This is a genomic window from Microbispora sp. NPDC004025 (genome assembly GCF_053604425.1).
This window is the reverse complement of record NZ_JBSGHN010000002.1, coordinates 452,083-471,025: the sequence shown is the minus strand read 5'-3', so window position 1 is coordinate 471,025 and position 18,943 is coordinate 452,083. Positions and strand designations below refer to the sequence as shown.

Here is an 18,943-nt window from a genome sequence, read left to right as displayed (position 1 = left end):
TTGCGAAATCACCATAAACGCCCGCCCGGCGTGCGGTGCCCTTCCGGCGCGGGGACCGGGGCCGGAGACGCCGGATAAGGTGGCGGCTGTGAGCGAGCCGCTGGTGCGGCGGATGCGGGAGTTCGGCACGACCGTGTTCGCCACGATGACGAAGCTGGCCGTGGAGACGGGCTCGATCAACCTGGGCCAGGGTTTCCCGGACACCGATGGGCCGGAGCGCATGCTGGAGCGGGCGGTCGAGGCCGTGCGGAGCGGCCTCAACCAGTACCCGCCCGGGCCGGGCCTCCCCGAGTTGCGCCAGGCGGTCGCCGAGCACCGCAAGCAGTGGTACGGCCTCGCCTACGACCCCGACGGGGAGGTCCTCGTCACCGTCGGCGCCACAGAGGCCATCGCCGCGGCGGTCCTCGCGCTCTGCGAACCGGGCGACGAGGTCATCGTCTTCGAGCCGTACTACGACTCCTACGCCGCGGCGATCGCGCTCGCGGGAGCCGTGCGCAAGCCGGTGACGCTGCGGGTCGACGCGGGACGTTTCACCTTCGACCCGGCCGAACTGGAGGCCGCGGTCACGGCCCGCACCAGGGTGATCCTGGTCAACTCGCCGCACAACCCGACCGGGACCGTGTTCACCCGGGACGAGCTGGAGTGCGTGGCCCGCGTGTGCCGGGAGCACGACCTGATCGCGGTCACCGACGAGGTCTACGAGCACCTCGCCTTCGACGGCGCCGAGCACGTGCCCCTCGCCACGCTGCCGGACATGCGGGAGCGCACGGTCATGATCTCCTCGGCGGGCAAGACCTTCAGCGTCACCGGCTGGAAGACCGGCTGGGTGTGCGCCCCGGCGCCGCTCACCGGCGCCGTCCAGGCGGTCAAGCAGTTCCTCACCTACACCGCGAACGCCCCCTGGCAGGTCGCGGTCGCCTACGCCCTGCGGGAGGAGATGGACTGGGTCGCGGCGCAGCGGGCGGCCCTGCAGGCCAAGCGGGACCGTCTCGTGGCGGGCTTGACCGAGGCCGGCTTCGACGTGCTCCGGCCCGCCGGCACCTACTTCGTGCAGACCGACATTCGGCCGCTCGGTTTCGACGACGGGCTGGATCTGGCGCGGCGGCTGCCCGAACTGGCCGGGGTGGTCGCCATCCCGACCCAGGTCTTCTACGACCATCCCGCTCGGGGCAGTCACTTCCTGCGGTTCGCCTTCTGCAAGCGGGACGAGGTCATCGACGAGGCGGTGACCCGCCTGCGCCGCCTCGGCGCGGGCTGAGCGGTTTGATAGCGGAGCGTTACCGGTCGTATACTCTGCGCTGGTGGTATCACGCTGATACCGCGCCGTACCATGGAGGCATGGCCATGACGCTTCGACTGAGTGACGAGCAGACCGAGGCCCTCCGGCGGCGCGCCGAGAAGGAAGGCCGGAGCATGCAGCAGATCGCCCTTCACGCGATCGACGACTACCTCGCCCGCGTCGCCGACGACGAGTACACCGACCTGCTGGCCGAGAAGGGGGCCCAGCGTTTCGCCGACCTCCTGCGCAGGCTGGGAGAGTGACCCGCTACATCACCCTTGAGCAGGCGCTGCGCATCGCCCGCCACGCGACAGGAACGCCGATCGAGGTTCGTGACATCGGGCTTCTCGAGGCGGCGCTGCTTCGTCCGCGGACGTCGTTGTTCGGGCGGGACGCCTACCCGGATCTGCTGACCAAGGCCGCGGCCATCCTGCACTCGATCGTCTCCAATCACCCGTTCGTGGACGGCAACAAGCGAGCCGGCTGGCTCACGATGTACGTCTTCTGCGCGAAGAACGGGGTGGAGATCGAGCCGCGGGACGACGACGTGGCCTACGACTTCGTGATCGCGGTGGCGTCGGGGAAGCTCAGCGAGGTCGACGAGATCGCGGACGTGCTGCGCGGCTTCACCGTCTCTTGAGCACCCGGACCGTGCCGAAGGCGCCGCCGCCCGGTGTCCGGCTTGGTGAAATGTGCCCATGGATGTGACAGGGGTGGGCGAGACTCGCCAATGAAGGCCCGGGTGGGGCTGGATAGTTTCCGGGTGTGGGCGGACGCGTACTGATCGCACTGGGCGGCAACGCCATGACGGCTCCCGACGGGAGCGCGTCCCCGGCCGACCAGCACCGGGCGATCGGCGAGGCGATGGCCCACGTGGCGGCGCTCATCAGAGCCGGGCACGAGGTGGTGCTCACGCACGGCAACGGCCCCCAGGTCGGCAACATCCTGCTGAAGAACCAGTTGAGCGCGCACGTCGTGCCGCCGGTGCCGCTCGACTGGTGCGTGGCGCAGACGCAGGGCACCATCGGCACGCTCGTCATGAACGCCCTGCAGCGCGAGCTCGGGTCCGCGCGGGTCGCGACCGTCGTCACCCGCACGCTCGTGGACCCGGCCGATCCGGCGTTCCATGACCCGGTGAAGCCGATCGGACGGTACTTCGGGGAGGACGAGGCGCGCCGCTTCGAGGGGCACGGCCAGGCCTGGCGGAGCTTCGGGCGCGGCTGGCGGCGCGTGGTCGCCTCGCCGCGGCCCGTGGAGATCCTGGACGCCGCCGCCGCGGTCGCGCTCATCGAGGCCGGATTCACCGTCGTCGCCGCCGGAGGCGGGGGAGTGCCTGTCGTGCGCGGCGCGGACGGCACGCTGACCGGGGTGGAGGCCGTGATCGACAAGGACCTCGCCGCCGCCGCGCTGGCCGCCGCCGTCGGCGCCACCGACCTCGTCATCGCGACGGACGTGCCGAACGCCATGGTGGACTTCGGCACTCCCCATGCCCGCCCGATCGGGGAGATCGAGGTCGCCGCCCTGCGCGAGCTGCAGGCCGCCGGCCATTTCGCCGGCGGCAGCATGGGACCCAAGGTCGAGGCCGCCGTGCGCTTCGCCGAGGACTTCGGGGGGCGGGCGCTGATCACCTCGCTGCACCACATCGGTGCCGCGCTGTCAGGAAATATCGGTACGAGGGTGTACAGAGGGGTGGAGGCATAGTGCCGGATCCGATCGAGGTACGGAAGGTCCCCATCGAGAGCGTCACCGACGCCTCCGGGCTGGCGAGGCTGATCGACCACGGCGTGATCGAGGCCGACCGCGTGCTTGCCGTGATCGGCAAGACCGAGGGCAACGGCGGCGTGAACGACTACACGCGGATCCTCGCCGACCGCGCCTTCCGCGAGGTGCTCCTGGCCAAGGGCACCCGCTCCGCCGAGGAGGTCGCACAGGTGCCTCTGGTGTGGTCCGGCGGCACCGACGGCGTGCTGAGCCCGCATGCGACGATCTTCGCCACGATCGACCCGGCTAAGGCCGTGCGCACCGACGAGCCGCGGGTGAGCGTCGGCGTGGCGATGAGCGAGGTGATCCTTCCCGAGGACATCGGCAGGCCCGCGATGGTCGAGAAGGTGGCCGCCGGGGTCCGCGAGGCGATGAAGATCGCCGGCATCGACGACCCGGCCGACGTCCACTACGTGCAGACCAAGACGCCGCTGCTCACCCTGTCCACGATCACCGACGCGAAGGAACGCGGCCAGACGGTCGTCACCGAGGACACGCTGAAGTCGATGGACATCTCCAACTCCACCACGGCGCTCGGCATCGCGGTCGCGCTCGGGGAGATCGAGATGCCGTCGGCCGAGCAGATCCACAAGGACCTGTCGCTCTACTCGTCGGTCGCCTCGTGCTCAAGCGGCGTCGAGCTCGACCAGGCCCAGATCGTCGTCGTGGGCAACGTGCGCGGGATCGGCGGGCGCTACCGGGCCGGCCACTCGGTGATGAAGGACGCCCTGGACACCGACGGCATCTGGGAGGCCGTCCGGAGCGCGGGCGTCGACCTGCCCGAGCGCCCGCACCCGGACGACCTCGGCGACCGGCTGGTCAACCTGTTCATCAAGTGCGAGGCCGACCCTTCGGGCCGCGTACGCGGGCGGCGCAACATCATGCTCGACGACTCCGACGTCCACTGGCACCGCCAGATCAAGGCGACCGTCGGCGGGGTGGCGGCGAGCGTGACCGGTGACCCGGCCGTGTTCGTCTCCGTGGCGGCGGTTCACCAGGGCCCGTCCGGCGGCGGTCCCGTCATCGCCATCGCGGATCTGGGCTGATCCGGCTTCCGCGCTGGGCTGATCCGGCTTCCGCGCTGGGCCAAGGAGGGCGCCGAGCGCGTGCGGCGCCGTCCGGAGCGGGCGGTAGGGTCGGGAGACGTGCCATCGATTCCGCAGCCCCTGCGCCCCGACGACGACGGCGGCACCGACGCGTCCGTCGCGGCGGCGCTGTCGGCGTTCCAGGCCGGAACGGCGACGGCGGCCGACGTCCTGGCGGTGCTCGCCGGGACCAGGCTGCTCGTCCCCGTGGTCGCGCTGCTGACCGAGTCGGAAGTGGGAGAGCACGGCCTGCGCCAGGAGAAGGAGAGCGAGATGGCCCTCCCGAAACTGGTCGGCAAGGACGGCCGTGAGGCCGTGCTGGCGTTCACCGGGACCGAGCCGATGCGCAGGTGGCGCGCGGACGCCCGGCCGGTGCAGGCCACCGCCCCGCAGGTATGCCAGGCGGCGCGGCACGAGAGCGCCGCCGCCGTGGTGGTGGATGTGGCCGGGCCGGTTCCGTTCGTGATCGAGGGCGGCATGCTGCAGGCTCTCGCCACGGTGGAGGAGGCCAGGAGGGACGCCTCCGCCGTCGACCGGCTCGCCCGCGAGGTGCCGGGCGCCACGGTGGCCCGTCTGGGGGCCGCTGACCCTTCGGGGGCCGCCGACCGTTCGGGTGCCGCCGAGGGGAAGCGCCGCGGTAGCTGGTGGAGCCGCCGCCGCGCCTGAGCGACGTCGACCGCCGCCCGGGCGCCGTCCCGGCTCCTCCCGCCTGGTCGTGCCGGCGCCGGCACCTGACCGCGTCGGCCTCTGACCGACCTCCTGGCACGCTCGATTCTTCGGCGGGCCGAGACCGGCCGCCCGGCTACGGCCGCGCCGTGCACAGGAACGCGGCCGTCCACAGGAACGCGGGCGTCCACAGGGCGGCGCACCACGGGCCACGGCGGGGGCGCGGGCGTTAGTGTCGGCCGCGTGTCCCTCGCCGTCCTCGCCGCCGCCGTCCTCGGCCTCATCGCGGGGGCCTACGCCCGGGCCCTCGCCGCCGGGTTCGGCCCCGAGCCGGACGACCGCCGCGGGGAGGCGCTGCCGGCGTTCGCCGCGGCGGCCCGCGCCGTGCCACTGCCCCGTCCGCCGTACGTGCTCGAGGGCGCGACCGCGCTGGCCGCGGCGCTGGTGGCCTGGCGCGTCCACGACGGCTGGGTGCTCGCCGCGTGGCTGTACGCGGTTCTCGCGGGAGCCGCCCTCGCGGAGATCGACCGGAGGACCTGGCGGCTGCCCGACGCGATCACGCTGCCGTCGTACCCGATCCTGCTGGTCCTGCTCGCGCCGTCGGGCCGGCTGCTGCCGGCGGTGGCGTCGGGGTGCGCGCTCGGCGCGGTCTACGCCGTGCTGTGGTTCGCCCGCCCCACGGGACTCGGGCTCGGCGACGTGAAGCTGGCCGGGCTGATCGGACTGCTCACCGGGGCGCTCGGCGTGCAGGCCACGATCGTCGCCGGGATGGCGGGCCAGGTCCTCGGCGCGCTGTACGCCGTGGGGCTGCTCCTGGCGCGCAGGGCCACCCGCACGACGGAGTTCCCGTTCGGCCCGTTCATGCTCGCGGGCGCGCTCGTGGCGCTGGCCTTTCCGGATATATAGGACGGACCGTTTTTCGGTATCGGGGCCCCCGTGGATGGTCAAGGGGGTGTCAGGGGGCGGCGCACTGGGACGCACATGGAAGACTTGTCCCCATGCTGCGCTGGTTGACCGCCGGGGAGTCACACGGCCCCGAGCTTCTCGCGATCCTGGAAGGCCTGCCCGCCGGTGTGGAGGTGACCACCGCCGACCTCGCCGAGGCGCTGCGCCGCCGCCGTCTCGGATACGGCCGGGGGGCACGGATGAAGTTCGAGCAGGACGTGGTGACGATCTCCGGGGGTGTACGGCACGGCCGCACGCTCGGCTCGCCCGTCGCGATTCGCGTCGGCAACACCGAATGGCCGAAGTGGGAGACCGTCATGGCCGCCGACCCGGTGGACCCGGCGGTGCTGGAGGGCCAGGCGCGCAACGCGCCGCGCTCACGCCCCCGCCCCGGGCACGCGGACCTCGCCGGCATGCAGAAGTACGGCTTCGACGACGCCCGGCCGGTGCTCGACCGCGCCAGCGCGCGGGAGACCGCCGCCCGGGTGGCGCTCGGGCAGGTCGCCCGCTCCTTCCTCAAGCAGGCGCTCGGCGTCGACATCGTCAGTCACGTGGTCTCCATCGGCGAGGCGAGCGCGCCCAGCGACGTGCTGCCCGGCCCCGGCGACATGGAGGCGGTGGACGCCGACCCGGTGCGCTGCGTCGACCCCGCCGCGAGCGCGGCGATGGTCGCCGAGATCGACAAGGCGCACAAGGACGGCGACACCCTCGGCGGTGTGGTCGAGGTCGTCGTCTACGGCCTGCCGCCGGGCCTCGGCAGCTACACCCACTGGGACCGGCGCCTCGACGCGCGGCTCGCCGCGGCGCTCATGGGCATCCAGGCGATCAAGGGGGTCGCGGTCGGCGACGGCTTCGAGACGGCACGCCGCCCCGGCTCGCGGGCGCACGACGAAATCGAGAACACCCCCGAGGGCGTGCGCCGGATGACCAACCGCGCCGGCGGCGTCGAGGGCGGCATGACCAACGGTGAGCCGCTGCGGGTCAGCGCCGCGATGAAGCCAATCTCCACCGTGCCCCGCGCGCTCGCCACGGTCGACGTGCTGACCGGTGAGCCGGCCAAGGCGCACCACGAGCGCTCGGACGTCTGCGCGGTCCCGGCCGCCGCGATCGTCGCCGAGGCGATGGTGGCGCTCGTGCTCGCGGACGCGGCCGTCGAGAAGTTCGGCGGCGACTCCGTGGAAGAGGTCGCGCGCAACCTGGCGGGCTACCTGTCGTCCCTGGTCATCAAGTAATAGGGTTTGTGATCATGCAATCGGCGCCACAAGGCCCCGCCGCGGTCCTCATCGGCCCGCCCGGCTCGGGCAAGTCCACGGTCGGGCGAATCCTCGCGGACCGCCTCGGCCTGCCGTTCCGCGACACCGACGCCGACGTCGAGGCCGTCGCCGGCAAGAGCGTCAGCGACGTGTTCGTCGAGGACGGCGAGGAGCGGTTCCGCGAGCTGGAGGCGCAGGCCGTGCGCGACGCGCTGGAGACCCACCCCGGCGTGCTCTCGCTGGGCGGCGGGGCGATCCTGCACGAGCACACGCAGAAGCTGCTGGCCGGCCACCGGGTCGTGTATCTCCAGGTCGGGCTCGACCAGGCGGTCAAGCGGGTCGGGCTCGCCTCGGCCCGGCCGCTGCTGGTGCTCAACCCGCGCAGCCGGCTCAGGCAGCTGATGGAGCAGCGCCGGCCGCTCTACGAGGCCCTCGCCGCGATCACCGTCGCCACCGACGGCCGCGAGCCCGAGGACGTGGTGACCGAGATCGAGGCGGCGCTGTGACCGCGACGCGCATCACCGTGCGGGGCGACAGCCCGTACGACGTGGTCGTCGGCACCGATGTGCTGCCGGAGCTGCCGGGCCTGCTGGACGCGAAGGTGCGCACGGTCGCCGTGATCCACCCCGCCGGGCTTCCCGAGATCGCCAGGCCGGTGCGCGAGACGCTCGAAGGCGCCGGGCTGGAGGTCGTCGCGCTGCCCGTGCCGGACGGCGAGGAGGCCAAGACCGTCCACGTGGCGGCCGAGCTGTGGTCGGCGTTCGGCCGGTACGGCATCACGCGTTCCGACGCGGTCGTCGGCGTCGGCGGTGGGGCGACCACCGACCTGGCCGGGTTCGCGGCCGCGACGTGGCTGCGCGGCGTCCAGGTCGTGCAGGTGCCGACCACGCTGCTGGCCATGGTGGACGCGGCGGTCGGCGGCAAGACCGGCATCAACACCCCGGAGGGCAAGAACCTGGTCGGGTCCTTCCACCCGCCCAAGGGTGTGCTGTGCGACCTCGCCACGCTGGCGAGCGTCCCGCGCGACGACTACGTCGCGGGCCTCGCCGAGATCATCAAGGGCGGGTTCATCGCCGACCCCACGATCCTCATGCTGATCGAGGACGACCCCGCCGCCGCCCGTACCCCCGAGGGCGAGCACACCCGTGAGCTGATCGAGCGCAAGATCCGGGTGAAGGCCGACATCGTCGGGGCGGACCTGCGCGAAAGCGGCCTGCGGGAGATCCTGAACTACGGCCACACGCTCGGTCACGCGATCGAGCGGGTCGAGGACTACCGCATCAGGCACGGCGAGGCCGTGGCCATCGGACTGGTCTACGCCGCCGAGCTGTCCCGGCTCGACGGCCGGGTCGGGCGCGACGTCGTGGACCGCACGCGCTCCATCCTGGAGTCGGTCGGGCTGCCCACCTCCTACCGCGCCGACGCCTGGCCGCGGCTGCGCGACCACATGCGGGTGGACAAGAAGGCCAGGGGAGCGGTGCTGCGGTTCGTCGTGCTCGACGACATCGGCAGGCCCGCCCGTCTGGAGAACCCGTCGGAGGAGCTGATCGAGGCGGCGTACCGGGAGGTCGCCCGATGAAGCAGGTGCTCGTCCTGAACGGGCCGAACCTGGGCCGTCTCGGCAGCCGGGAGCCCGACGTTTACGGCGCGCAGACCTTCGAGGACCTGGCGGCCCTGTGCCGCGAGATCGGCCGCGAGCTGAGCCTGTCGGTCGAGGTCAGGCAGACCGACGACGAGGCCGAGCTGGTGAGCTGGATCCACGAGGCGGCCGACAGCAGGACCCCCGTGGTCCTCAACCCCGCCGCCTTCACCCACTATTCGTACGCGTTGCGCGACGCGATCGCGCAGCGTACGGCCCCGCTGGTCGAGGTGCACATCTCCAACCCGAACGCGCGGGAGGAGTTCCGCCACACCTCGGTCGTGGCGGCCGTGGCCACCGGGACGATCGCGGGGTTCGGCATGCGGTCGTACGAGCTCGCGCTGCGCGCGATCGCGGACATGGGCGAGTGACGAAAGAAGGGATCATGGGCTACCGGTCGTACGTGGCGGTCGGAGACAGCTTCACCGAAGGGCTCAACGACCCCCTCCCGGACGCGCCCCCTCCGGCGCCGGGCGAGGTGGTGCGCTACCGGGGCTGGGCCGACCGGGTCGCCGAGCGGCTCGCCGCACTCGAGCCGGACTTCCGCTACGCCAATCTCGCGGTGCGGGGCAAGCTGATCGACCAGATCGTCGCAGAACAGGTGCCCGTGGCCGTCGGCCTGAAGCCGGATCTGATCAGCTTCTGCGCGGGCGGCAACGACCTCATCCGCCCCGGCAGCGACCCGGACGAGATGGCCAAGAAGCTGGCCGCCGCCGTACGGACCCTGCGGGCCACCGGCGCGGACGTCGTGTTGTTCACCGGCACCGACCCCCGGGACACCCCGATCATGCGCCGGGTGCGCGGCAGGTTCGCCATCTTCTTCATGCACGTCCGCTCGATCGCCGACCTGTACGGCTGCCACCTGGTGGACATGTGGTCGATGCAGGGGCTGCGGGACTGGCGGGCGTGGAGCGGCGACCGGTTGCACATGAACGCCGAAGGCCACCGCCTGGTCGCCGCCCGGGTCCTGCACGTGCTCGGCGTGCCCGGTGAGGACGACTGGCGCAAGACGTGGCCGCCCCGCGAGGCGGTGGACCCGAGGGCCAAGCGCCGCGAGGACGTGCAGTGGCTGAGGGAGCACTTCGGCCCGTGGATCGGGCGGCGCCTGCGCGGCACGTCGTCCGGCGACGGCCTCGCCCCCAAGCGGCCCGACCTCAGCCCGCTGCCCCCGATCTCCTCTCCCTGATCCAGCGCCCGCCGCGGCGAGCCGCTTCCGCCGGCGGCGGGCTCCTCCTGCCACGGGCGGTCATACCCCGGTCCGATGCGCGACGGGCGGAGATCGGCGAGGCTCTGCCGTACGACCACCGGCATCGAGGGGGAACCGGCCATGGTGTGGAAGCGACGGCGCGCCGGGAGGGGAGGCGGCCCGTCACGGCGTGGACGGGCGTGGCTGCTCGCCGTGCTCGCGGCGCTGCCGATCGCGGCGGCCGCCGTCGTGGCGGTGGCCTTTCCTTCGGTCGCCGCCACCACGTGCCCGGGTTGCTACGGGCTGGAGCGGCTGGCCTCCGGCGTCTACGCGGAATCGGGCCTGCCGCCGGCGCGGACACGACAGGTGCTGTCCGCCGTGGAGGAGGCGGAGCGGCGGGTCGGCGCCTTCTACGGCGGCAGGCGGACCTCTCCCCGGATCCTCGCCTGTCTCAGCGACCGCTGCTACCGCCACATCGGCGGGGGCGGGGAGAGGGGCGTAGCGGTGCTGAACCGCGCGGTCATGCTGTCGCCCGCGGGCGTGAACCCGGTCATCGCCTCCCACGAGATGTCGCACGTCGAACTGCACGCCAGGCTGGACTCGGGCGGTGCGGAGGTGCCGCAGTGGTTCGACGAGGGGCTGGCCGTGCTGGTCTCCGGCGACCCGCGCTATCTCGGCCCGGAGACGGCGGCCGACCGCTGCCTGGTGAGCCCGGGCGCGCCGCTGCCGGTGACGCTGGACGCCTGGCTGCGGGCGGCCAGCGCGGATCAGCGCGCCTACGCGGAGGCGGCCTGCCGGGTGAGCCGATGGGTCGCCGCGAACGGCGGGCCGCACGCCGTGCTCGACCTCGTACGGCGCCTCAACGCGGGCGAGACCTTCGCCGCCGTCACGAGGATGTGATCCCCGCCGCCTCCGCTCAGGAGCCGGAGGTGAGGCGGCGCAGGGCGTCGCGGACCTTCGCGGGGTCGGTGGTGCGCCAGAAGGGCGGCAGCGAGTTGAGCAGGAACCCGCTGTAACGGGCGGTGGCGAGCCGCGGGTCGAGCACGGCGACGACGCCCCGGTCGTCCATCGAGCGCAGCAGCCGGCCCGCGCCCTGCGCCAGCAGCAGCGCGGCGTGGGTGGCCGCCACCGCCATGAAGCCGTTGCCCCCCGTGGCCGCCACGTGCCGCTGCCGGGCCGAGGCGAGCGGGTCGTCGGGGCGTGGGAACGGGATCCTGTCGATGATCACCAGGGTCAGCGAGGAGCCCGGCACGTCGACCCCCTGCCACAGGGACAGCGTGCCGAACAGGCACGTCGCGGGGTCAGCCGCGAACTGCTTGACGAGCTGCGAGGTCGAATCGTCGCCCTGGCACAGCAGCGGCACGTCCAGCCGCTCGCGCAGCGCCTCCGTGGCGGCCTTGGCGGCCCGCATGGAGGAGAACAGGCCGAGCGTCCGGCCGCCGGCCGCCTCGATGAGCTCGGCGATCTCGTCGACGTAGGCCTCGGGCAGGCCGTCGCGGCCGGGCTGGGGGAGATGCGTGGCGACGTAGAGGATGCCGCGGCGCGGATGGTCGAACGGCGAGCCGACGTCGAGGCCGGTCCACTCGCCCGCGCGCAGGCCCCACTGGCGGGCCAGGCTGTCGAACGTGCCGCCGAGCGCGAGCGTGGCGCTGGTGAGGACGACGGTCCGGTCGCCGAACAGCTTGTCGCGCAGCATGCCGCCGACCGACAGCGGCGCGACCCGCAGCGTGGGGGGAACGCGCCCGCGGCCCTCCTCCAGCCAGACGACCTCCGCCCGGTGGACCTCCTCGGACCCGGCGTCGCCCGCGTGGGCGCCGTTCGCGGCGTCGTCCACGTCGTCGCCGGCCGCCGGGCCGAAGGCGTCGAGCATCCGCTGGGCGGTGTCGTGCACGTCGTCCAGCGCGGTGAAGGCGGCCTTGCGCAGCCCGGCGTTCTCCGGGTCGTCCTTGTCCTTGTTGCGCGGCCCGAGCGCGGTGATGCAGGCGAACGCGGCGTCCCTGATGAGCGCGAGCGTCATGCCGAGCGACTGCGGCAGCGTGTCGACCCGGCCGGGCGGAGCGACGGTCAGCAGGGCGCGCAGGTCCTCTCCCGCCTCCTGCAGGCGGTCGGCGATCCCCTGCTCGACGAGCCGGCCCACCCGGCGCACGGCGAGGCCGACCGTGCTCTCCGACAGCTCTCCGGTGACCACCGAGGTCACCCGGTCGACGAGCTCGTGCGCCTCGTCGACCACGACCACGTCGTGCTCGGGCAGGACCGCGAAGTCCTCCATCGCGTCGATCGCCAGCAGCGCGTGGTTGGTCACCACGACGTCGGCCTCGCCCGCGCGCTCCCGCGCGAGCTCGGCGAAGCAGTCGGCGCCGCTGGGGCACCGCTGCGCCCCCAGGCACTCCCTGGCCGTCACCGAGAACTGCCGCCAGGCCTGGTCGCTCACGCCGGGCACGATCTCGTCGCGGTCGCCGGTCTCGGTCTCGTTGGCCCACTCCTGGATGCGCTGCACCATCCGGCCGGTGGCGCTGACCTCACGCGGGTCGAAGAGCTGGTCGTCCTCGTCCTCGGGCATGCCCGCGGCCATCTTGTGGCGGCACAGGTAGTTGCGGCGGCCCTTCAAAATCGCGAACTCGGGGCGGTGCGGCAGCAGGCCCTCCAGCGCGTCGGCGAGCCGGGGCAGGTCGCGGTCCACCAACTGGCGCTGCAGCGCGATCGTGGCGGTGGACACCACCACGGCGTCGCCGCTCTCGGCCGCGTGCCTGATCGCGGGCATGAGGTAGGCCAGCGACTTGCCGGTGCCGGTGCCCGCCTGCACCGCGAGGTGCTCCTCGCTCTCGACGGCGTCGCGCACCGCCTGTGCCATCTTGACCTGGCCCGGGCGCTCGACGCCGCCCAGCGCGGTCACCGCGGTGGCGAGGAGTTCTTCGACGGGCGGGAGCTCGGAACGGTCCTTGGGCACGGAAGAACGCTACCCGGTGCCACCGACATCCGGTGCGTGTCCGTCCCACCACATCCTGGCGTTCCAGGAACTCCCTCCCGGCGCGCATGGCACACTGGGGTGTCAGTGCTCTCAAGGTCAACGGCGATCTACCCAGTGAGGTCGAAAAGGGACGAAACGGACGTTTCGCGAGGGTTCCCGAGATCGAGTGGACGGAAAAGGGCAGGTAAAGGCACTATGTCTGCCATGTCGGAAGTTGTCCCACTGCCATCGTTCGGCGAGGTGTTCTTCGACGCGCGAGGCCAGGACCGTGTGCTCCGGGTCACGTGGCACGACGGAACGCTGGTGCTGAGCCTGTGGCGGGGCGAGATGTGCACGGCGAGTTTCCGCATGCCCATGGGCGACGTGGGACGGTTGATCGACACCCTGGACGAGGGTTTCGCCGAGGCGGGCGGCCAGGAGCAGGACGCCGGGACCGGTCCATTCCCCCTTCAGGGGGCCGCCGGCCAGGACGGCTACGCCCCACAGGGGGCCTATCCCGCGCACCCTCAGGATCAGGGGCAGGACCCCTACGCGACCCAGGTCCACGACCCGTTCGCCACGCAGGTCCACGACCCGTACGCGGCCGAGCCCCAGGAGGCGTACGCGGCGCGCGCCCAGGACGCCTACGCGGGACCCGACGCGTACGCCGGACAGCCCGGTGACGGATACGTGCCGCAGGACCCCTACGGCGTGCCCCGCAACGCGCCGCAGGATGCCTATGGGCAGGCCCGGGACGGGTACGCCGCCGCCGACGGGCACGTTCCGGCGCCCGACGGCTACGGCAGGGCCCACGACGGCTACGCGCACGGCGAGAACGGATACGGGCAGGCCGAGAACGGCTACGGCCGCGGGCCGCGCGACGCGGGGTTCCCCGAGCCGCCCGCCCAGGCCGACTACGAGTACCCGGACTTGCCGGGAACCGGGCAGTACGCCCGCCCGCCGGTGCCGCCGCCCGCCCCGGCCCCCGAGGCCTATCCCGCGCCCGCCGCGCTCGGCCCCAACGACGTGCTCGTCGCCCGTGGCACGCCCACCCAGGACCGCCTCGTCGCGTCGTCCGCCACGCAGACCGGCCCTCAGGCGGCCTACCCTCCGTCCGCGCCGCTCGCGGCGCCGCAACCGGCCGGGCAGCAGCCCGCGCCGGTGGACCCGAGCGACCCCCTCGGGCTCGGCGCGGTCCGGCCGTACGTCAACAACGAGTCGTACCCGAACGAACCGCCGCTCTACACCACGGGCGAGCGCCTGCGGCCGGACCAGTGGCCGGCCGGTCAGGCCCCCGACCCGCACGCCGAGCACGAGCGACGCGGGGGGCGGCGTGCCGGACAGCCCGCCGCGGACTCCCCGATCCCGTGGTCGGACGAGAACGGGGAGAACTGGGAGGGCTCCCGGGGTTGGTGAGGGCCCCGGTCAGCAGGAGTTCCAGCTGTAAGTAACCTCGTCGTCTGATGGACACGTCAACGGCACTGCAGTTCCTCCTGCTCCCGGCCGGCGCCCTCGGCGTCGCCGCCCTGGCCAACTGGCGCGGCTGGTCGGCCCCGCTGCTCCTGGTGATGGCGGGACTGGCCGCCTCCTACGTGCCGGGGGTTCCCGACTACAGCCTCGACCCGCACATCGTCCTGCTGGTCTTCCTGCCGCCGATGCTCTACTCGGCGGCACTGGACAGCTCGTACCTGCGGCTGCGCGACGCCGCCAGGCCCGTCGGCCTCCTGGCCGTCGGTCTCGTCCTGGCGACGACGGTGGTGGTGGGCTTCGTCGCGCACGCGATCGTCCCCGATCTCCCGCTCGCCGCGGCCTTCGCGCTCGGGGCGATCATCGCGCCGCCCGACGCGGTGTCGGCGGTCGCCATCGGGCGCAGGCTCGGCCTGCCGCGACGCGCGCTGACCATCCTCGTGGGCGAGAGCCTGTTCAACGACGCCACCGCGCTGACCGCCTACCGGGTCGCGGTCGGCGCGATGACCGGCGCCGCCGCCGGCCTGCTCGACATCGGCGGGCAGTTCCTCCTGGCCGCCGGCCTCGGCATCGCGATCGGTCTCGCCATCGCGTACGTCGCGGGCGTCGCGCTGCGGCGGCTCGACGACGCGCTGATCGCCAACGGCGTCTCGCTGCTCGTGCCGTACGCCGCGTATCTCGCGGCCGAGGCCGTGCACGCCTCCGGTGTGATCGCCGTCGTGATCGTCGGCATCTACCTGGGCCACGAGCTCAGCCGGACGACGTACGGCACCCGCCTGCTGTCGGGCGCGGTCTGGAAGGTCGCCGACCTGGTGCTGGAGTCGATCGTGTTCGCCCTGATCGGGCTGCAGCTGCGCCCGATCATCGCTGGGCTGGGCGGCGAGCGGCCCGGGGAGCTGGCGACGTACGCGATCGTGCTGTTCCTGGTGGTCGTCCTCGTGCGGATCGCCTGGGTGCCGCCCAGCACCTACCTGCCGCGGATGCTGTCGAAGAGAGTGCGCGCCCGGGAGCCCAAGACGCCGTCCTGGCAGAACGTGATGCTGACGAGCTGGGCGGGCATGCGCGGGGTGGTGTCGCTGGCCGCGGCCTTCGCCCTGCCCGAGCAGTTCCCCCAGCGCAATCTGCTGCTGTTCCTGACGTTCACGATCGTCGTGGGCACGCTGATCGTCCACGGTCTCTCGTTCCCCTGGCTGATCAGGCGGCTGGGGGTGTCCACCGCGCGGGAGCGCTACGGCGACGACCTCGCGGAGGCGGGCGCCCAGCAGGCCGCCGCGGCCGCCGCCCTCGCCCGGCTCGAGGAGCTCACCGCCGACGGCGTGCTGGAGGTCCACGAAGAGGTGGTCGAGCAGCTGCGCGCCCGTGCCGAGCGCAAGGCCCTGCACGCCTGGGAGCGGCTCGGCGGCGGCACCGGCCCCGAGGGCGAGGAGACCCCCGCCTCGGTCTACCGGCGGCTGCGCCGGGAGATGCTCGCCGCCGAACGCGAGGTGTTCGTGCGGCTGCGGGACGAGCGGCGCATCGACGACGAGGTCCTCCACCGGGTCATGCAGGAGCTCGACTTCGAGGAGGCGACGCTCGAACGCGGCTGAGCGGGCTCAGGACCCGGCGCCCGGCACGCGGCACTTCAGGTACGGCACTTCAGGTACGGCACTCAGGACACGGCACTCAGGACACGGCACTCAGGACACGGCCTGGCCCAGGCGCTGGTCCACGAAGCACCACCGCCAGTCCTCGCCCGGCTCGAACGAGCGCATCACCGGGTGGCCGGTCTCCTTGTAGTGGGCGGTGGCGTGCTTGCCGGGAGAGGAGTCGCAGCAGCCGATGTGGCCGCACTCCAGGCACTTGCGCAGGTGGACCCATCGCATGCCGCGCTCCAGGCACTCCTGGCAGCCTTCCGGCGTGAGCGGCTGCGGGTCGGCCGTCACGAGCAGGTGTTCGCAGTTCCCCATGCCGCAGATGTTACGGCGCTTCATCGGGTGATCGGTGCCTCGCCCGGCCGGGGGCCTCTCGCACCGAACCTCTACGAACCGCCCCCCGGAATCTGCACATCGCCTCCGTAGGTTCGTGGGTCATGACGACGGTCGACACGGGCGGATTCACCGCCTGGTTACACGACTTCGAAGGCGCGGCGCTGCTGCGGCGCACCTGGGGCGACCCCGACTGGAGCGCGGGAGCCCGTCTGGAGCCCGCCCTCGTATGCAGTCTGCAGCGGTTCCAGGTGGGGGAGGACGGTGACGGCGCCCGCCTCCTGGACAAGGCCCGCCGGGCGGGCGACCCCGTGTACACGGAGGCGGTCCGCCTGTTCGTGGCCGAGGAGCGCGAGCACGCCCGCCTGCTGAGCCGGCTCCTGGAGTCGGCGGGCGCCGCCACGATCTCCGGCCATTGGACCGACGCCGCCTTCGTCCGGCTGCGGCGGCTCCTCGGACTGCGCACCGAGCTGATGGTCCTGATGCTCGCGGAGGTCGTCGCGCTCGGCTACTACCGGGCCGTGCGCGACGGCGTCCCGGACCTCCTGGCGGCGGAGGTCGCGGGCCGGATCCTCGCCGACGAACTGCGCCATGTGCCCTTCCATCGGGACCGGCTGCGGCGGTCCTTCCGGGAGTCGTCCCGGTTGTCGCGGGTGATCGTCTCGGCCCTGTGGTGGTCGCTGCTTGCGGGCGTGCTGACCGTGGTCGTGATCGGTCACGGGGATGCCCTGCGCGTGGCCGGGGTGTCGCGGACGGCCTTCGCCTGTGAGGTCACCGGTTATTTCCGCGGGGTCGTCGCCGAGGTCATGGCGCGGTGAGGAACGGGACCCGGCTTCGGCTCACGGCGGCCGGCGGTGCGGGCGGAGGGCCGCGGAAAGGAGCCCGACTTGATCCCGCGGCGGGCGGGCGGCGGTTGGGTAGGGTGACCGGCATGCGACTCCTCCCGTTCGCCGCCGCCTGCGCGGCCGCCGTCCTGTTGGTCACCGGCTGCGCGACGGCGGACAAGGCCCAGTCGTGCGCCGAGGCGACGCAGCTGATCAGCCGGACCGTCAGCGAGATCGGCAAGGTCGTCGACGACCCCGCCGCCATGCGCCAGAAGCTCGAGGACGGCGCCGCCGACCTGGAGGGCATGGCGAACAAGGCCGCCGACACCACGCTCAGGGACGCCCTCCAGGGGCTCGCCGACAGCCTGCAGAAGCTGAACGTCGACGACGCCAACGCGGCGGTGGACGCGGCGCAGAAGGTCGCCACCGACGGCGCGAAGTACCTGGGCCAGGTCAGCGAGGCCTGCCTGTAGACCCGGTGCCGGTACCGCGGCCGGTCGACGTGCCGGCGTCCCGCGGCCCGGTCGCCTGGGCCGCCGTACGGGCGGGCGCCGGTGAAAGGGCCAGCGCGGCCGCCACGCCGATCACGGAGATCGCGGCGGCGATCCAGACGGCCGAGCGCAGGCCCTCGGAGGTGGCGGCGCGCAGGGCCTGCCCGGTGAGGCCGGCGGTGTCGCGGCCGGCCGCGGACACCAGGACGGCGAGGCCGGCGGCGGACCCCGCCTGCAGGACGGTGGAGGACAGGCCGGAGACCACGCCCTGCTCGTGCGGGGCCACGCCGGTCGAGGCGACCATGAACATGGTGGCGAACGACAGGCCCGCGCCCAGGCCGTAGCCCGCGAGGCCGGGCAGCAGGCCGAGGTAGGACGCGCCGGGCGACAGGAGCGACGCCAGCGCGGCCGTGCCCGCCGCGCCGACGCCCAGACTGACCACGAGTGTGCCGCGCAGCCCGAGCCGCGGGATCAGCCGCTCGGCGGCCAGGTTGCCCGCCGTGATCGCGAGGGTCGGCCCCAGGAAGGCCAGACCCGACTCGACGGCGCCGTAACCGAGCACGTCCTGGAAGTGCAGCGTGAGGAAGTACGGCACGCACTGCAGCGTCAGGCCGTAGACCAGGATGGCCACGGCCCCGGCGCTCGTGTGCCGGTTGGCCAGCAGCCGCGGCGGCAGCAACGGGGTGCGGCCGCGCCTCTCGATCACGAAGAACCCGGCGAGCAGCGCCGCCCCGACGACGGCGGAGGCCAGGACGGCGGGGGAGGCCCAGCCCCGTTCGCCGGCCTGCGCGACGGTGAACACCAGCAGCGTCCCGCCGGCGGTCCCGGTGAGCGCGCCGGGAAGGTCGAATCCGCCCGCCCGCCGCCTCCCGTCGGGCGTCAGGACGACGAACGCGGCGGCGGCCGCGGCCACCGCCGGCGGCACGTTCACGAAGAAGACCGCCTGCCAGCCGAACGCGCCGGTCAGCAGCCCGCCGAGCAGCGCGCCGAGGCTCAGCCCGGCCGCACCGCTCACCGCCCACACGGTCATCGCCCGGGTACGCGCCCGGCCCTCGGCGAACATGGTGACGACCAGAGAGAGGGTCGCGGGCATCAGCACCGCGCCGCCGAGCCCCTGCAGCGCCCTGGCTCCGATCAGCGGGGCCGGGGAGGCGGCCAGCCCGCCCAGCAGCGAGGCGGCGCCGTACAGCAGCAGGCCGGAGACGAACATCCGCCGTCTGCCGAGCAGATCGGACAGGCGGCCCCCGAGCAGCAGGAAGCCGCCGAAGGGCACGGCGTAGGCGCTGACCACCCACTGCAGCGCGTGCGGGGAGAAGCCGGCCTCGCGGGCGATCTGCGGCAGCGCGACGTAGACGATGGTGAAGTCCAGGGCGGTGATCATGCTGCCCAGGCCGAGGAGGACGAGAGGGATCACGGATCGCATGGCCGGAAGCCTG

20 protein-coding genes are annotated in these 18,943 nt (G+C 73.2%); 17 read left to right on the top strand and 3 right to left on the bottom strand.

Annotation, left to right across the window (positions count from 1 at the left end):
• Positions 1-88 precede the first annotated feature (88 nt).
• From ACWEQG_RS06515 to ACWEQG_RS06455, 13 genes are all read left to right on the top strand, one after another.
• On the top strand, positions 89-1,258 hold the full coding sequence (locus tag ACWEQG_RS06515; protein ID WP_363465234.1) for a pyridoxal phosphate-dependent aminotransferase: 1,170 nt from the start codon (positions 89-91) through the stop codon (positions 1,256-1,258).
• A gap of 86 nt (positions 1,259-1,344) precedes the next feature.
• Positions 1,345-1,542 carry a type II toxin-antitoxin system TacA family antitoxin gene (locus ACWEQG_RS06510; RefSeq protein WP_346224169.1) on the top strand — a complete coding sequence of 66 codons (198 nt, stop codon included), beginning with the start codon at positions 1,345-1,347 and terminating at the stop codon, positions 1,540-1,542.
• On the top strand, positions 1,539-1,919 hold the full coding sequence (locus ACWEQG_RS06505; RefSeq protein ID WP_452282308.1) for a type II toxin-antitoxin system death-on-curing family toxin: 381 nt from the start codon (positions 1,539-1,541) through the stop codon (positions 1,917-1,919). The genes ACWEQG_RS06510 and ACWEQG_RS06505 overlap by 4 nt, the downstream gene beginning before the upstream one ends.
• Positions 1,920-2,044: 125 nt before the next feature.
• Positions 2,045-2,980: a carbamate kinase gene (locus tag ACWEQG_RS06500; protein WP_452282306.1), complete on the top strand. Its 936-nt coding sequence runs from the start codon at positions 2,045-2,047 to the stop codon at positions 2,978-2,980.
• Positions 2,980-4,086, top strand: coding sequence for a barbiturase (bar, locus tag ACWEQG_RS06495; RefSeq protein WP_452282305.1), 1,107 nt, complete (start codon positions 2,980-2,982; stop codon positions 4,084-4,086). Before ACWEQG_RS06500 ends, bar begins: the two co-directional genes overlap by 1 nt.
• Before the next feature lie 99 nt (positions 4,087-4,185).
• Positions 4,186-4,791, top strand: a complete 606-nt coding sequence (locus ACWEQG_RS06490; protein ID WP_452282303.1) for an SseB family protein — start codon at positions 4,186-4,188, stop codon at positions 4,789-4,791.
• A gap of 243 nt (positions 4,792-5,034) precedes the next feature.
• On the top strand, positions 5,035-5,697 hold the full coding sequence (locus tag ACWEQG_RS06485; RefSeq protein WP_452282301.1) for a prepilin peptidase: 663 nt from the start codon (positions 5,035-5,037) through the stop codon (positions 5,695-5,697).
• 92 nt (positions 5,698-5,789) lie between these two features.
• Entirely contained in the window at positions 5,790-6,968 is a 1,179-nt protein-coding gene (gene aroC, locus ACWEQG_RS06480; protein ID WP_363465251.1) for a chorismate synthase, read from the top strand.
• Between the two features lie 14 nt (positions 6,969-6,982).
• Entirely contained in the window at positions 6,983-7,495 is a 513-nt protein-coding gene (locus ACWEQG_RS06475; RefSeq protein ID WP_452282299.1) for a shikimate kinase, read from the top strand.
• On the top strand, positions 7,492-8,568 hold the full coding sequence (gene aroB, locus ACWEQG_RS06470; RefSeq protein ID WP_452282297.1) for a 3-dehydroquinate synthase: 1,077 nt from the start codon (positions 7,492-7,494) through the stop codon (positions 8,566-8,568). The genes ACWEQG_RS06475 and aroB overlap by 4 nt, the downstream gene beginning before the upstream one ends.
• Entirely contained in the window at positions 8,565-8,999 is a 435-nt protein-coding gene (gene aroQ, locus ACWEQG_RS06465; RefSeq protein WP_452282295.1) for a type II 3-dehydroquinate dehydratase, read from the top strand. Before aroB ends, aroQ begins: the two co-directional genes overlap by 4 nt.
• 14 nt (positions 9,000-9,013) lie before the next feature.
• Positions 9,014-9,814, top strand: a complete 801-nt coding sequence (locus tag ACWEQG_RS06460) for an SGNH/GDSL hydrolase family protein (protein WP_452282876.1) — start codon at positions 9,014-9,016, stop codon at positions 9,812-9,814.
• A 75-nt stretch (positions 9,815-9,889) separates the two neighbouring features.
• The gene (locus tag ACWEQG_RS06455; protein ID WP_452282293.1) at positions 9,890-10,714 is read left to right on the top strand and encodes a hypothetical protein; all 825 of its coding nucleotides are present in this window, start codon (positions 9,890-9,892) and stop codon (positions 10,712-10,714) included.
• Positions 10,715-10,730: 16 nt separating this feature from the next.
• On the opposite strand, the gene ACWEQG_RS06450 is transcribed toward ACWEQG_RS06455, so the two are convergent.
• Positions 10,731-12,761, bottom strand: coding sequence for an ATP-dependent DNA helicase (locus tag ACWEQG_RS06450; RefSeq protein WP_452282291.1), 2,031 nt, complete (start codon positions 12,759-12,761; stop codon positions 10,731-10,733).
• 225 nt (positions 12,762-12,986) lie between these two features.
• Between ACWEQG_RS06450 and ACWEQG_RS06445 the strand changes: the two genes are divergently transcribed.
• Positions 12,987-14,177 carry a hypothetical protein gene (locus tag ACWEQG_RS06445; RefSeq protein ID WP_452282289.1) on the top strand — a complete coding sequence of 397 codons (1,191 nt, stop codon included), beginning with the start codon at positions 12,987-12,989 and terminating at the stop codon, positions 14,175-14,177.
• A 47-nt stretch (positions 14,178-14,224) separates the two neighbouring features.
• Positions 14,225-15,814 carry a Na+/H+ antiporter gene (locus ACWEQG_RS06440; RefSeq protein WP_452282287.1) on the top strand — a complete coding sequence of 530 codons (1,590 nt, stop codon included), beginning with the start codon at positions 14,225-14,227 and terminating at the stop codon, positions 15,812-15,814.
• 90 nt (positions 15,815-15,904) lie between these two features.
• Here the strand turns inward: ACWEQG_RS06440 and ACWEQG_RS06435 are convergent, their stop codons facing one another.
• Positions 15,905-16,174 (bottom strand): ubiquitin carboxyl-terminal hydrolase 14, encoded by a 270-nt coding sequence (locus ACWEQG_RS06435; RefSeq protein WP_346224152.1) that lies wholly within the window; start codon positions 16,172-16,174, stop codon positions 15,905-15,907.
• Positions 16,175-16,296: 122 nt separating this feature from the next.
• Between ACWEQG_RS06435 and ACWEQG_RS06430 the strand changes: the two genes are divergently transcribed.
• Positions 16,297-17,010, top strand: a complete 714-nt coding sequence (locus tag ACWEQG_RS06430) for a ferritin-like domain-containing protein (protein ID WP_452282285.1) — start codon at positions 16,297-16,299, stop codon at positions 17,008-17,010.
• A gap of 113 nt (positions 17,011-17,123) precedes the next feature.
• Positions 17,124-17,489: a hypothetical protein gene (locus tag ACWEQG_RS06425; RefSeq protein ID WP_452282283.1), complete on the top strand. Its 366-nt coding sequence runs from the start codon at positions 17,124-17,126 to the stop codon at positions 17,487-17,489.
• Here ACWEQG_RS06425 and ACWEQG_RS06420 read toward each other — a convergent pair.
• Positions 17,470-18,930, bottom strand: coding sequence for an MFS transporter (locus tag ACWEQG_RS06420; RefSeq protein ID WP_452282281.1), 1,461 nt, complete (start codon positions 18,928-18,930; stop codon positions 17,470-17,472). The genes ACWEQG_RS06425 and ACWEQG_RS06420 overlap by 20 nt on opposite strands.
• Positions 18,931-18,943: the final 13 nt, after the last annotated feature.